This is a genomic window from Nocardia sp. NPDC050697 (genome assembly GCF_040654395.1).
GTDB lineage: Bacteria > Actinomycetota > Actinomycetes > Mycobacteriales > Mycobacteriaceae > Nocardia.
Window position 1 is genome coordinate 135,083 of record NZ_JBFAHY010000008.1, and the last position, 13,767, is coordinate 148,849.

The following is a 13,767-nucleotide window of genomic DNA, read 5'->3' on the forward strand; positions in this document are numbered from 1 at the left end:
GTAGCAGATGGCACTCCCGGCTCCGATCCGCAGGGCGAGCGATCTCGCTCTCGGCGTCAACGTCATGGTCAAGCGGCGGCTGTTCAACCCGCTGCGGCTCGACCACGCGGCCCGCTCGGCGATCAATGTGCTGAAGTTCGGGCCGTTCGCCGGGGTCGTCATGCACGCCGCGCAGACCAGGCCGGATGCCGCCGCCATCGTGGACGAGCTCGGCGAGATCACCTTCGGTGAGCTGGACCGCCGCGCCAACGCGCTGGCCCGCGGCTTCACCGACAACGGCATCGGCCCCGGCGACGTGATCGCCGTGCTGGCCCGCGACCACCGCGGCATGGTGCTCAGCCTGCTCGCCGCGGGCAAGCTCGGGGTGCGGGCGGTGCTGATGAACACCGGCTTCGCCAAGCCGCAGTTCGCTGACGTGGCCGAGCGCGAGAAGGTCAAGGCGGTGCTGCACGACAGCGAGTTCCTGGACCTCATGAGCGTGATCCCGTCCGGCATCCCGCACGTGCTGACCTGGGTGGACGAGAAGGACGGCGCCGATCCGGCCATCCCGACGCTGGACTCGCTGATCGCGGGCCGCGATACCACTCCCTTCCCGGCGCCGGAGAAGCCGGGCGGCATGGTCATCCTGACCAGCGGCACCACCGGCACCCCCAAGGGCGCCCCGCGTGATCGGGTGAGCCCCTTCGCCTCCGCGCAGTTCATCGACCGGGTGCCGCTGCCGCGCAACGGCACCATGATCATGGCGGCGCCGATCTTCCACGGCACCGGGCTCTCGCAGTTCACCCTCGGGCTCGCGCTCGGCAACCGGGTGGTGTTCCAGCAGCGCCGGTTCAACCCGGAGGGCACGCTCGCCAATATCCAGAAGTACAAGGCCGATTCGCTGGTCGTGGTGCCGACCATGCTGCAGCGCATGCTCGACCTCGGCGACGAGGTGCTGGCGAAGTACGACGTGCGCAGCCTGAAGGTGATCTTCGCCGCGGGCTCGGCCATCGCGCCGGATGTGGTGACCCGCGCGCTCGATCACTTCAACGACAGCCTCTACAACCTGTACGGCTCCACCGAGTGCGCGGTCATGACCGTGGCCACCCCGGCCGACCTGCGCAAGGCGCCGACCACCGCGGGCAAGGCGCCGGTCGGCATCCGGATCGTGCTGCTGGACGAGAACCGGAAGCCGATCACCGAGCCCGGCGTCACCGGGACCATCTTCGTGGACAACGGCTTCGCCTTCACCGGGTACACCGACGGGCGCACCAAGGAGATCGTCGACGGCATGATGAACAGCGGCGATGTCGGGCACGTCGACGCCGACGGGCTGCTCTTCATCGACGGCCGCGACGACGACATGATCGTCTCCGGCGGCGAGAACGTCTTCCCGCTCGAGGTGGAGAACCTGATCGCCGGGCGCGACGACGTCTTCGAGGCGGCGGTGGTCGGGGTGGACGACCGGGAGTACGGCAAGCGGCTGCGCGCCTTCGTGGTGCCCGGTCCCGGGTCGAGCCGGGATCCGCAGGAGATCAAGGAGTACGTCAAGGCGAACCTGGCGCGGTACAAGGTGCCGCGCGAGGTGGTCTTCCTGGACGAGCTGCCGCGCAATGCCACCGGCAAGCTGCTGCGCAAGCCGCTCGCCGAGATGGACGTGGAGGGCTGATCCCCTAGGCTCGAATCCGTACGAATCGGACGAGCGATGAGGGGTCGGCAGTGAACTCGAGTCCGGGTAGCGCACTGCCGAAGGGCGGCAATGTGCCGCTCGGCGGCGGGCAGGTGCGAATCACGGTGGCGCCCGGCGGTATCGACGTGTCGGTGCTGTGCGTCGGGGCGGACGGGAAGGTCGGCGGGGATGCCGACTTCGTGTTCTACAACCAGCCGGAGTCGCCGGACGGGGCGGTGCGGTTGGCCGGAGGGGCGGTGAGCGTCGATCTGGCCCGGGTCGCGGGGCGGGTCGAGCGGCTCGTCGTCGCCGCCTCCGTCGATACCGGGACCGTCGCGGCGGTTCCGCTCGCGGTGCGGGTCAGCGATGGTGCGGCCGCGCACGAGCTGGTGGTCGGGGGGTTGAGTACCGAGACGACGGTGGTGCTCGGAGAGATCTATCGGCGCGGTGGGGCGTGGAAGTTGCGCAATGTGGGGCAGGGGTATGCGTCCGGGTTGGCCGGGTTGGCGACGGATTACGGGATCACCGTCGATGACCCCGGCACCCCGGCTCCTCCCGCGCCGCCGCCCCCGCCACCGGTGGCGGCTCCGGCCCCGAATCTGACGAAGCGCTCGATCACCATAAAGAACTCGGCGCCGGTCCTGCTGCGGAAGGCGCCGGTGGTGCGGCTGCGGGTGGCGTGGACCTCGGGCACCGACTACGAGGCGTACGCACTGGTGGTGCTGACCGACGGCACCGTGGTGCACGTCGCCACCTTCGACGCCCAGGGCATTCCGGCGAACCCGCAGTTCAAAGACCTGGTGCGGCACCTGGGCGATCGCGGGCGCGGTGACGTGAACCGCGGCGGCGGGAGCACCGAGGAGATCATCGAGGTACGGTTCGCGCCGGAGATCGCGGCGGTGGTGCCGGTGGCGTACTCGGCGATCAACAACGGCACCGGCTCGTTCCACAAGTACCGGGTGACGCTCGCCATCGACAGCGGCGGCGAGGAGGAGGTCACCATCCCGGCCGACCAGGCCAAGAAGTCGAGCTGGATCTTCACCTGCGTCCCCGGCATCGTCTACAACCGCCCGGACGGCGTGCTGGTCGAGCGGCTGGAGCTGTACAGCAGGCGGATGTCCGAGCACCGCCCCAAGGCGATCCTGCACCCGGACGGCCGGGTCGAGGTCAAGATGGACAAGGGCCCGCTGAATACCTTCAAGCGCGACAACACCTGAGCCCCGCACGGAAGGCACTGCCGCGCAAGGGTTCCGGTCCGGGTGCGCGCGAGGCGGCGGGTGGGCCGGGGGCCCCGGGTAAAATCGGTCCGTGCTGTGCCGGTCCGGCCGCGGGAACGCGGGTGCTCCCGCCGCGGTCGCGCGGGTGCGCGGCGCGGCGGCGGGGGCGCTGTCCGCGTGCCTGTCGGTGGCCGCGCACGGCTGGGCCGCCGCCGGGAGCGGAAGCGGGCTCGAGGTACCCGGCTCGACCGCGCTGGTGCTGCTGCTCGCCGCCGCCGCGGTGACCGGGGCGCTGCTCGCGAGCGCGCCCGCGCTGCGGGAGAGCGCCGCCGCCCTGGTCGCCGTGCTCGGCGCGGGGCAGGTGCTCGGGCACGTCGGGCTCGGGTTCGAGTCCGGGCATCTGCACGGCGGTGATCTCCAGCTGACGCCTGCCATGCTCGCCGCGCACGCGATCGCCGTGCTGGTCGCGGCGCTTCTCGTGCACGGGACGGGCGCCGCCTGCCGGGCCGCGCTCGGCGCCCTGGCCCAGGCGCTGCCCGCGCGCGCCCCCGCCCCGCCGGTCGCGGACCGGACGATGCTGCCGATCGCGCACCGCGATCGGGTGGTGCTGCGCGTCTTCGCGCGGCAGGGGCTGAGCAGCCGCGGGCCACCGCCGGGGTTCGTCCACTAGATCCCTTCTCGCCGCCGGTCGGAACACCGGCGCGCGCCGTCGTGCACGCACGAGGAATATGCACGCCCGAGGCGGCTGCTCCGGACGGTGCGGGCACACGCCCCGCACGACGCCCGAGCGCACGCCGAAGGCTCACCGCCGTGCTCAGGCGCGTCCCCGCGACCTGCCACCCCGGTGCGCGTACCGGACCCGCCTCGCGGAGCCACGGCCCGGCCGACACCCGAGCAGTGCCCAGCACGAGCGGGAACCGCGACGTCCGAGCCGTGCCAGCACGAACCGGCGACCTGCCGTGCACCGCGCCCGCAGCGAGAAGAGCCGCCAGCCCTTCGAACGAAACGAACCCCCATGAGCGTCACCGACGTCAGCCCACCCGACACCTCCCCCGACGACGTCCCCGAGCGGGCCCCCCGCCGAACCCTGCACCCCCTCGCCCTCCGCCTGCACTTCTACGCGGGCCTCTTCGTCGCCCCCTTCATCCTGATCGCCGCCGTGACCGGCGCGCTCTACGCCATCTCCCCCACCCTGGAAGCCCTCACCTCGAAGGACCTCCTGCGCGTCCCGGTCGGTGCGACCGAGGCGCCGCTGGCCGAGCAGGTGCGCAACGGCGTCGCCGTCCGCCCCGACCTCACGCTGGTCGCGGTGGCCCCCGCCCCGGCTCCGGGCGAGACCACCCGGGTCCTGTTCGCCGACCCCACCCTCGGCGAATCCGAGCGCCGCGCGGTCTTCGTGAACCCGTACACCGCCGAGCCGGTCGGCGAATCGACGGTCTACGGCAGCTCCGGCGCGCTCCCGCTGCGCACCTGGATCGACCAGCTGCACCGCAACCTGCACCTGGGCGAGCCGGGCCGGCTCTACAGCGAGCTGGCCGCCTCCTGGCTGTGGGTGGTCACGCTGGCCGGGCTGGTGCTGTGGATCCGCCGGGTGCGGGCACGGCGGGCCCGCAACTCCGCCGCCTGGCTGCTCGCCCCCGACTCGGCGCAGCGCGGCCGTAACCGCCTGCTCACCTGGCACGGCGCGCTCGGCACCTGGGTGCTGCCGATGGCGCTCGTCCTCTCCGCCACCGGCATGACCTGGTCCACCTACGCGGGCGCGAATATCGAGGAGCTGCGGGCCCAGCTGAGCTGGACCACCCCCGCGGTCAGCAGCACGCTGCCCGGCGCCGAGCCCGCGCACGAGCACGGCGGCGACCACCACGACGCCGGGCACGCCCCGGCCGCCGAGATCGACCCGGCCACCCGGATCGCGGAGCTGGACGCCGTGCTCGCGGCGGCCCGCGCCGACGGCATCACCCAGCCCGCCGAGATCGCCGTGCCGAGCGACGCGGGCCAGGCCTTCACGGTGAAGGAGCGCCGGATCCCCGGCACCTACACCGCCGACGCGGTGGCGGTGGACGGCGCCACCGGGCAGGTCACCGACCGGCTCCCGTACGCGGAGTGGCCGCTCATGGCCAAACTCGCCAACTGGGGCATCCAGTTCCACATGGGGCTCATGTTCGGCCTGCTCAACCAGCTGTTGCTGCTGGTCAGCATGGTCGGGCTGAGCGCGGTGATCCTGCTCGGCTACCGCATGTGGTGGCGTAGGCGCCCGGCCCGCGCGACCGGCCGCACCCTCGGCGGCCGGGCGCCGCGCCGGGGCGCGCTGCGCTCGACCCCGCTGCCGCTCGCGGTGGCGGCGGTGGTGGCCGCGCTGCTCGTCGGCTGGTTCGTGCCGCTCTTCGGGCTGAGCCTGCTCGGCTTCCTCGCGGTCGACGTCCTGCTGGGGCAGCTCCGCCGCGCCCCGGCCGGAACCGACTGACCCGCAGCGCCGTTCGCCGACAATTTGCCACCAGCTGAGGCGGTGCCGCGCAGCCACCGCCTCAGCACGGCAGACCGCCGATATTGCCGCGATAACCGCTGAACCGACCCACGCAATGCGGTGGTAACGGTTGTTTGTGCCCGCAGGCCCCGGGTAGCCGGTGAGTGTCCCGGTCGTCCAGCAGGACGACACCCCAGCCCCGGTTCCCGGAGTATTCCGGCAGGGGAAAGGAGTTACCCATGAGCACGATGACCGCGGCAGTCGACGTCGAGGTTCCGGTTCGGACCGCCTACAACCAGTGGACCCAGTTCGAGTCCTTCCCGCACTTCATGGAGGGCGTCGAGGAGATCAGGCAGCTCGACGACAAGCACACGCACTGGCGCATCAAGGTCGGCCCGGTGACCAAGGAGTTCGACGCCACGATCACCGAGCAGCACCCGGACGAGCGGGTGGCCTGGAAGTCGGACAGCGGCCCCGAGCACGCCGGCGTCATCACGTTCCACCGGCTGGACGACACCCGCACCAGGGTCACCGCCCAGATCGACGTGGACCCGGACGGCTTCCTCGAGGAGGTGGCCGACAAGACCGGCGTGCTGAAGCACCGCATCAACGGCGACCTCGACCGCTTCAAGAAGTTCATCGAGAAGCAGGGGCACGAGACCGGCGCCTGGCGCGGCGACGTCCCCCGCCCGGACCAGCAGGCGCCCGGCGCCATCTGATCCGAACCCGGACAGCACGAGGGCCCCGGCCGCGGAGAACATCCGCGGCCGGGGCCCTCGTCGTGTGCTACTTGGCGGGCGTGATCCCCTCCGGGTCGAGCGGCGCCTCCGGGTCGGCGGCCGGGGTCGGCTCCAGCGCCTTGACCGGGCGCAGCAGCACCCAGGCGATGAAGGCGAGCCCGGCGACCAAGATGCCGATCCCGGCCCACAGGTTGACGTTCCAGCCACCGGTCTTGGCCTGCTCGGCCGCGGTGTTGTGCACCAGCCCGGTGACGAGCAGGACCACGCCGTAGATGCTCAGCAGCGAGCCGACGATGGTGCGGATGTCGAAAAGCATCGGGGGAGCTCCTTATCCGACGACGATATTCAGCGCGATGACCAGCACCAGGGCGATGCCGGCGAGCAGCACCGGACGCTGGTACCAGGGCAGGGAGTCGGCTTCGGGATCGGTGCGCATCTCCTTCGGCGTCTCCGAGTACACCAGCCCGGCCAGCTCGGCGGCCGGCTTGGGCGCGGTGAACTGGGTGACCACCACGCTCACCACGATATCGACGACGAACGCCGTGCCCGCGGCCACGAAGCTCGCGCCCTGCCCGGAGAGCGAGATCACCCCGGTCTCGTTCAGCAGGAAGACGAAGATCGCCGAGGCGGTGCCGGCGACCAGCCCGGCCCAGCCCGCGGTCGGGGTCATCCGCTTCCAGAACATGCCGAGGATGAAGGTGGCGAAGAGCGGCGCGTTGAAGAAGCTGAAGAGCGTCTGCAGGTAGTCCATGATGTTGGCGAAGCCGCCGGCGATGAAGGCGGTGAAGACCGCGGCCACCGTGGCGCCGACCGTCGCGATCCGGCCCACCTTGAGGTAGTAGCCGTCCGGCCGGTCCTTCTTCACGTACTGCTGCCACAGGTCGAAGCTGAACACCGTGTTGAACGCGGAGACGTTCGCGGCCATACCGGCCATGAACGCGGCGAGCAGCCCGGCGAGCCCGACGCCGAGCAGCCCGTTCGGCAGCACGTCCTTCATCAGGTAGAGCAGCGCCTGGTTGTACGAGGTGTCCCCGGTGAAGTCCGGGTTCGCCGCCCGCTGCGCCTTGTACTCCGCCATCTCCGGCACCAGCACCGCGCTGATCATGCCCGGGATCACGACGATCAGCGGAATGAACATCTTGGGGTAGGCGCCGATGATCGGGGTGCGCCTGGCCGCCGAGATGGAGTGCGTGGCCATGGCCCGCTGCACCTCGACGAAGTTCGTGGTCCAGTAGCCGAAGGAGAGCACGAAGCCGAGGCCGAAGACGATGCCGAGGATCGAGAGGAAATCATTGGCGAACCCGCTCAGCGCATTGCCCGGCCAGGACTCCAGCTGCGCGGCGCCGCCGGGCGAGTCGATGATCCGCTCCTGCAGCCCGCTCCAGCCGCCCGCCTTGTGCAGCCCGACCAGGGTGAGCGGCAGCAGCGCCGCCACGATCACGAAGAACTGCAGCACCTCGTTGTAGATGGCGGCCGAGAGCCCGCCCAGCGTGATGTAGGAGAGCACGATCACCGCGGCGACCACCACCGAGACCCACAGCGGCCAGCCGAGCAGCACGTTCAGGATGGTGCCGAGCAGGTACAGGTTGACGCCGGCGATCAGGATCTGCGCCACCGCGAAGCTGAGCGCGTTCACCAGGTGCGCGCCGGTGCCGAAGCGCCTGCGCATGAACTCCGGCACCGAGCGCACCTTGGAGCCGTAGTAGAAGGGCATCATGACCACGCCGAGGAAGAGCATGGCGGGGACGGCGCCGATCCAGAAGTAGTGGAACGTCGGGAAGCCGTACTCGGCGCCGTTCGCCGACATGCCCATGATCTCGACCGCGCCGAGGTTCGCCGAGATGAAGGCGAGGCCGGTCACCCAGGCCGGCAGCGAGCGGCCGGAGAGGAAGAAGTCGATGCTGGACGAGACGCGCTGCCGCGCCAGCAGCCCGATGCCCATGACGAAGACGAAGTAGAGCGCGACCAGCGCGTAGTCCACGGCGCTCGCGTCCAGCCGCAGGGACTCGGCGGCGAGCACGGCCGGGTCGGTCGGTAAGGGGACTGCGGGTGGAACGGAGGACAACACGGATGAGTCGGGAAGCGGCACTGCATTCCTCCTGTCGAACCTGATTCGGGTCCTGTCCGGAGATTGTGCACCACCGGGGCGCTCCGCAGTGGGAGAAATCCTGGACAGTCGCCCAGGCGATCCCGAAGCTCCATCACCGCAGGCCGGAAGGGGTATGGACACCGAAGGCGGCGGCACCGATCCGGCGAACCACGCTGCGAACCCGGCCGAGTTGGCGCACAGTCGAATTCGTTGCTGAACGTGGCCCGCGCACGCGGCGGGCCGGGGGAATCGGAGGGGCACCATGATGCACAACACCGCGCGCGAGGCGGTCTCGGCCCAGCGCAGCGCACTGCTCGGGCTGCCGTGGGTGGAGCGATTACGCACCCCGGCGAGCAGGCAGGCCCGCGCGGCCCGGTCGTCCGGTATACCACTGACCATCGAGATCGGCGCGGCGACCGGGAGCGGCCCGACCGCGCTGGCGGCGTTCGACGCGGCGCTGCGCGAGCTCGGCGTCGGCGAGGCGAACCTGATCCGGCTCTCCTCGGTGATCCCGCCGCGCGCCCGGCTGGTGCGCGGTGCGCGGGTGCGCAAACCGATCGCCTGGGGGGATCGGCTGTACTGCGTCTACGCCGCGCAGAGCGCGGCGCCGGGCGCGCGGGCCGCCGCCGGCATGGGCTGGGTGCTGCGCGCCGACGGCTCCGGGCTCTTCGTCGAGCACGAGGCCGGGAGCGCCGCCGAGGTGGAGGCGCTGATCCGGGCCAGCCTCACCGACATGACCCGCCGCCGGAGAGCCGATTTCGGCCCGATCCAGCTGTGCGTCACCGAGATTCGCGCCGCCGCCGAGCCGGCCTGCGCGCTGGTGCTCGCCGCATACCGGGCCGCGGGCTGGGACGGCGCCCGGTGAGCGGGCTGCACGTGACCGTGGAGAGCAGCGTCCCGGAGCCGCAGATCGCGCTCTTCCAGCGCGTCTACGAGGAGGCCTTCGGCCCGCTGCGGGCCAGCGCCGCCGCCCGGCAGGTATTGCACCCCAGCGAGTTTCGCGCGGAGATGGTGGACCCGCGGATCCACAAGCACGTGGCGCGGCTGCCGTCCGGCGAGCCGATCGGCGTCACCACGCTGACCCGGTGCCTGGAGACGGTGCCCTGGATCAGCCCCGAGTACTTCGCCGCGCGATACCCGGAACACGCCGCGCGAAACGCCATCTTCTACGCGGGTTTCACCCTCGTTGCCCCGAGCGCACGGCACGGCGCCGCGTTCCATGTCATGATCGAATCAGTGGTTCGGGTACTCGTGGCCGAGCACGCGGTCGTCGGCTGGGATATCTGCTCGTACAACAACACTCGCTTCTCGTTCGCGGACGGTATCAGGGCCGCGCTGGACGAGCGGGCGAGCGTCGACGTCGCGGTGGAGGATTCCCAGATCTACTACGCGGCACGGTTCACCGGGAACGGCGCGACCGAGGGGGGCTGATGAACGTGCACGACGGACGACCGGCCGGAAAGCTCGCACAGCCGGGGGGCGGGTGCTGCGCGCTGCTGCTGGCGGCGGGCGCCGCCGCCATCGGGGTGCAGCTGCTGGCCGGCTCCGGCCCGGTGGCGTTCGGCGCCACCGCCGTCGTCGTGCTCGGCTCGCTCGGCATGATCGGGTTCGGGCTGTGGCGGTACCGCCCGGCCCACCCGCTGCCCTGGTACCTGCTCTCCGGCTCGGCGGTGGCCTTCGCCGCGGGCAGCACGCTGCGCGGCGCCGGGCAGCAGCCGCTGGACGACATCTGCACCCTGACCGGGTACGCCGGAATCGGCGCGGCGGCAACGCTGTGGCTGCGGCCGCGGCAGGCGCGCGCCAACCACGACCTGCTGCTCGACTCCGGGCTGATCGGGCTCGGCGCGCTGCTCGCCTCCTGGACCTTCCTCATCTCGCCCATCCTGAGCTCGTCCGGGCCGGGGGCGGTGGCGCTGATCGCGGCGGCCTACCCGGTGCTCGACGCGCTGCTGCTGACGCTGGTCGCCTACTCGATGGCCACCGGAAGCCCGGAGCCGTCCCGGCGGCTGCTGCACATCGGGCTGCTCGCCATCCTCATCGGCGACCTCGGCTACAGCCTGGACACCGTCGGCGCCCGGCTCGTCGACCACGACGTGCTGCAGGCATCGCTGCTGGTGGCGTACCTCACCGTCGGGGTGGCCGCGGTGCACCCCACCATGACCGCGCTCACCACCCCGCGGCACATCCATCCGCAGCACTCGCGGCAGCGCGCCAGCATGATCGCGGTGGCGCTGATCGTGGCCGCGCTGGTGCCGGTGGTCGGCTCCAGCCCGACCTTCCTGGACCGGGTGGTGGTCTCCACGCTCTTCGCGCTCATGCTGATCGGCGTGCTGGTGCGCAGCGAGCGCGCCATCGTGCGCAGCGCCCGCAGCGAGCGCAGGGCCCAGTACCAGGCCGACCACGACATGCTCACCGGGCTGCTCAACCGCACGGCGCTGCTGCGCAGGCTCGGACAGAGCCGGACACGCGGGCCGGAGCACCCGCTCGCCCTGCTCTTCCTCGACCTGGACGGCTTCAAGATGGTCAACGACAGCTACGGCCACGCCGTCGGGGACGAGCTGATCGCCAATGCCGCCTCCCGGATCCGCCGGGTCGTCGGCAACCGGGACGTCACCGCCCGCTACGGCGGCGACGAGTTCGTCGTGCTCGCCCCGCTGGACCGGGAACAGGCCGGTGCGCTCGCCGAGCGGCTGCTCACCGCCTTCCTGCGGCCGTTCGAACTCAGCGTCGGCGAGATCCCGATCACCGCGAGCATCGGCATCGCCTGCGACGGACCGCGCCGCTTCGACGCCGGCGTCTACGAACTGCTACGCGAAGCCGACTCGGCGATGTACCACGCGAAAGAACGCTCGCTCGGCTACGCAGTGTTCGATTGGCCCGCCTTCGGCGGGCGGGTTCGCGGCCCCGAGGAGTCTCGCCGTTCAGCACTCGAGACTCGCGCCTTCGGCGCATAGCTGTGTTGGATTTGCCCGGCTTCGCCGGGCGGGTTCGCGGCCCCGGGAAGTCTCGCCGTTCAGCACTCGAGACTCGCGCCTGCGGCGCGTGCGCTTTCGAGTGCTGAACGGCGAGACGGGCCGCGAACGGGGCTCGTAAGACTCGCCCCCTGGGGGCTGGGTGGGGGGTTTTCAGTCGCCTAGTTCGGTGAGGAGTTTTCTTGCTTGTTCCAGTTCTGCTTGGAGCTGGGCGACCTTGGCTTGCTGGTCGCGGCGGACGGCCTCGAGGATGCCGGCTACGACCTCCTCCACCTCGGGGTGCAGGATCTTGGCCGCCTGGGAGACGGCGGTGGTGCTGATGGCGAGGCCGCGGACCGTGCGCTTCTTGCCGCTCACCACGTCGACCGTCCACTCGCCCTCGGCGGTGCCGTTGAGCGTGATGGTGACCTCCGGCGTCTTCGCCTTGCGAGCCGGCGCCTTGGCCGGGCGCGGCTTGGGCTCGGCGGCGGCCGCCGGGGTGGCGGGTTTGGGGGCCGGGGTCGGCTGCGTCACGGGGGTGTCCTCCCTGGGGGTCGGTGTGGGGGCAACAGTATTCGCGGGTGCGGCGCCCGCGGGCGCGGGGGCGGGCGCCGCCCCCGGAGCGGGGCGGGAACCGGTGCCGCCGGGTGCGGAGCCGGCCCCGGCGGTGCCGGAACCCGCGCTCGACGCGGCGGTGCCGGAACCCGAGCCGGACGCGGCAGGGCCGGTGCCGGACGCGGCGGTGCCGGGAGGCGAGCCGGGGGCGGGTGGCGCCTTGGCGGGCGCCACCTTGGCGGGGCGCGCGGGCTTGACCAGCGTCACCTCGACCGGCGAGAAGGAGAGCACATCCTTCGAGCCGGTGGGTTTGACCTGCAGGAAATCACCGTCGGAGGGATCACCGAGGGAGAGCACCTTGCCCGACCTGCCCTCCGGAACGCCGACCGCGGCCGAGGTGAACCACACCATCGGCGGCCTGCCCGCGGCTATCTCCGCCGCGATCTGGTGGATCTCGCTGTCGGACAGGGGCTTCGGCCGGTTACGTGGCGAGGGCATTGGCGGGCTCCGAGCAATCTGCGTTGGTGGTGACGGGTGTGCGTCGATGATGCCGCACGGCACCGACAGATGAGCACCGAGCCGGGTGGAACGGTCCCCGTTTGAGGGCGGCGGGGGCGGGAACCCGGTCCGTATCCATCGAGGAAGGGGTTCTGTCATGTTGTTGCGCCGACTCGCGCGACCCTTGCTGGCCAGTGCGTTCGTCGTGGACGGGATCGATACCCTGCGCAATCCGGAACCGCGGGTGAAGGCAGCGACCGACCTCGTGCAGAAGGGCCAGCGCACGCTGCCCGAGGATGTCGCCACCAAGTTGCCGTCCGACACCGCCACGCTGGTCAAGGTGAATGCCGCGGCTCAGGTGGGCGCGGGCACGCTGCTCGCGCTCGGCAAGGCGCCGCGGCTCGCGGCGCTGGTGCTGGCCGCGACGGTCGTCCCGGCCACGATCACCGAGCAGGATTTCTGGGCCGAGGAGGATCCGGACCGCAAGTCCGCGAAGCGGGCCGCGTTCCTGAAGGACGTGGCGCTGCTCGGCGGGCTGATGATCGCCAGCGCCGACACCGAGGGCAAGCCCTCGCTGGGCTGGCGCGGCAGGCGGGCGGCGAAGAACGCCGCGGCTACCGTCTCCGCGGCGCTGCCGATCGGGGCGAGCGCCGACGGCACCGGCGACGCGCTGCGCAAACACGCGCACGAGGTCGCCGAGGCGGCGCGCAGCATCGCCGGCACCGCGGGCGCCAAGGGCGCGGTGATCGCCGAGGTCGCCAAGGACCGGGGTTCGGAGCTGGCCGAGGTCGCGAAGGACCGCGGCTCGGACTGGGCCGAGGTCGCCAAGGACAAGGGTTCCGATCTCGCCGAGATCGCGAAGGATCGCGGCGGCGACTGGGCCGAGACCGCGCGCAAGCAGAGCCGCCGGGCGGCCAAGAAGGCGCGCAAGCGCGCGCCGGTGCTGGCCGAGGCGGCGCGCGAGCGCGGCGCCGAGCTGGCGGAGCTCGCCCGCGAGCGCGGCTCCGAGCTGGCCGACGTGGCCAAGGACCGCGGCGCGAAGTTCGCGGATGTCGCCAAGGACCGCGGCTCCGACTTCGCCGACGTCGCCAAGGACCGGGGCGCCAAGTTCGCCGACGTCGCCAAGGACCGCGGCTCGGACTTCGCCGATGTGGCGAAGGATCGCGGCGCGACCTGGGCGGCGCTGGCGAAGGATCGGGGCTCCGACCTCGCCGACACCGCCAAGGACCGCGGCGTGGACTGGGCCGAGCTGGCCAGGGGTCGCGGCGGCGACTGGGCGGACACCGCCCGCAAGCGGGGTCCCGAGCTCGCCGACACCGCGAAGAAGCGCGGCCGCCGGGCGGCGAAGAAGGCGCGCAAGCGCGCGCCGGAGCTGGCCGACGCGGCCCGCGAGCAGGCGCTCACCGCGCGTGAGCGCAGCGCCAGGCTGGCCGAGATCGCCCGCGAGCGGGCCCCCGAGCTCGGCGATGCCGCGCGCTCGCGGGCCGAGCTGGCCCGCGACCGCAGCGTGCACCTGGCCGAGCTGGCCAGGGCCCGCGCCGAGGTGGCGCGCGACCGGGCCGAGGCCCGGCTGCGCTGAGGTGGAGTTCTCCGGGCGCGGGTTTC

At 72.0% G+C, this 13,767-nt stretch carries 12 protein-coding genes; 9 read left to right on the top strand and 3 right to left on the bottom strand.

The annotated features are described in order from the left end of the window. The first annotated feature begins 7 nt into the window (after positions 1–7). The 5 genes from AB0H71_RS25865 (at position 8) to AB0H71_RS25885 (ending at position 6,048) form a co-directional block, all read left to right on the top strand. Positions 8–1,648, top strand: coding sequence for an acyl-CoA synthetase (locus AB0H71_RS25865; protein ID WP_357025933.1), 1,641 nt, complete (start codon positions 8–10; stop codon positions 1,646–1,648). A gap of 50 nt (positions 1,649–1,698) precedes the next feature. Further along, a complete protein-coding gene (locus AB0H71_RS25870; protein ID WP_357025935.1) occupies positions 1,699–2,865 on the top strand; it encodes a TerD family protein in 1,167 nt (388 codons plus the stop codon). Between the two features lie 91 nt (positions 2,866–2,956). Next, entirely contained in the window at positions 2,957–3,535 is a 579-nt protein-coding gene (locus AB0H71_RS25875) for a hypothetical protein (protein ID WP_357025937.1), read from the top strand. A 345-nt stretch (positions 3,536–3,880) separates the two neighbouring features. After that, a complete protein-coding gene (locus AB0H71_RS25880; RefSeq protein ID WP_357025939.1) occupies positions 3,881–5,329 on the top strand; it encodes a PepSY-associated TM helix domain-containing protein in 1,449 nt (482 codons plus the stop codon). A gap of 239 nt (positions 5,330–5,568) precedes the next feature. Continuing rightward, the gene (locus AB0H71_RS25885) at positions 5,569–6,048 is read left to right on the top strand and encodes an SRPBCC family protein (protein WP_357025941.1); all 480 of its coding nucleotides are present in this window, start codon (positions 5,569–5,571) and stop codon (positions 6,046–6,048) included. A 67-nt stretch (positions 6,049–6,115) separates the two neighbouring features. On the opposite strand, the gene AB0H71_RS25890 is transcribed toward AB0H71_RS25885, so the two are convergent. After that, complete coding sequence (locus AB0H71_RS25890; RefSeq protein WP_357025943.1) at positions 6,116–6,385, bottom strand: hypothetical protein; 270 nt, start codon at positions 6,383–6,385, stop codon at positions 6,116–6,118. A gap of 12 nt (positions 6,386–6,397) precedes the next feature. Continuing rightward, positions 6,398–8,089 (bottom strand): sodium:solute symporter family protein, encoded by a 1,692-nt coding sequence (locus AB0H71_RS25895; protein WP_357025945.1) that lies wholly within the window; start codon positions 8,087–8,089, stop codon positions 6,398–6,400. A gap of 331 nt (positions 8,090–8,420) precedes the next feature. Here AB0H71_RS25895 and AB0H71_RS25900 point away from each other — a divergent pair, with 331 nt between their 5' ends. The 3 genes from AB0H71_RS25900 to AB0H71_RS25910 are packed head-to-tail and all read left to right on the top strand — an operon-like array spanning position 8,421 to position 11,112. Then, positions 8,421–9,023, top strand: coding sequence for a pyruvoyl-dependent arginine decarboxylase (locus AB0H71_RS25900; protein WP_357025946.1), 603 nt, complete (start codon positions 8,421–8,423; stop codon positions 9,021–9,023). Then, positions 9,020–9,589 carry a hypothetical protein gene (locus tag AB0H71_RS25905; RefSeq protein ID WP_357025948.1) on the top strand — a complete coding sequence of 190 codons (570 nt, stop codon included), beginning with the start codon at positions 9,020–9,022 and terminating at the stop codon, positions 9,587–9,589. Before AB0H71_RS25900 ends, AB0H71_RS25905 begins: the two co-directional genes overlap by 4 nt. Next, positions 9,589–11,112 (top strand): GGDEF domain-containing protein, encoded by a 1,524-nt coding sequence (locus AB0H71_RS25910; RefSeq protein WP_357025950.1) that lies wholly within the window; start codon positions 9,589–9,591, stop codon positions 11,110–11,112. The genes AB0H71_RS25905 and AB0H71_RS25910 overlap by 1 nt, the downstream gene beginning before the upstream one ends. Positions 11,113–11,283: 171 nt before the next feature. On the opposite strand, the gene AB0H71_RS25915 is transcribed toward AB0H71_RS25910, so the two are convergent. Next, positions 11,284–12,162 carry a DUF6319 family protein gene (locus AB0H71_RS25915; protein WP_357025951.1) on the bottom strand — a complete coding sequence of 293 codons (879 nt, stop codon included), beginning with the start codon at positions 12,160–12,162 and terminating at the stop codon, positions 11,284–11,286. A gap of 157 nt (positions 12,163–12,319) precedes the next feature. Here AB0H71_RS25915 and AB0H71_RS25920 point away from each other — a divergent pair, with 157 nt between their 5' ends. Next, complete coding sequence (locus tag AB0H71_RS25920) at positions 12,320–13,741, top strand: DoxX family membrane protein (RefSeq protein WP_357025953.1); 1,422 nt, start codon at positions 12,320–12,322, stop codon at positions 13,739–13,741. Positions 13,742–13,767: the final 26 nt, after the last annotated feature.

Bases quoted from the DNA above. Each gene is read 5' to 3' on its own strand.
- AB0H71_RS25865 (WP_357025933.1), top strand. From the start codon at position 8: ATGGCACTCCCGGCTCCGATCCGCAGGGCGAGCGATCTCGCTCTCGGC.
- AB0H71_RS25880 (WP_357025939.1), top strand. From the start codon at position 3,881: ATGAGCGTCACCGACGTCAGCCCACCCGACACCTCCCCCGACGACGTC.
- AB0H71_RS25885 (WP_357025941.1), top strand. From the start codon at position 5,569: ATGAGCACGATGACCGCGGCAGTCGACGTCGAGGTTCCGGTTCGGACC.
- AB0H71_RS25890 (WP_357025943.1), bottom strand. From the start codon at position 6,385: ATGCTTTTCGACATCCGCACCATCGTCGGCTCGCTGCTGAGCATCTAC.
- AB0H71_RS25900 (WP_357025946.1), top strand. From the start codon at position 8,421: ATGATGCACAACACCGCGCGCGAGGCGGTCTCGGCCCAGCGCAGCGCA.
- AB0H71_RS25910 (WP_357025950.1), top strand. From the start codon at position 9,589: ATGAACGTGCACGACGGACGACCGGCCGGAAAGCTCGCACAGCCGGGG.
- AB0H71_RS25915 (WP_357025951.1), bottom strand. From the start codon at position 12,162: ATGCCCTCGCCACGTAACCGGCCGAAGCCCCTGTCCGACAGCGAGATC.
- AB0H71_RS25920 (WP_357025953.1), top strand. From the start codon at position 12,320: ATGTTGTTGCGCCGACTCGCGCGACCCTTGCTGGCCAGTGCGTTCGTC.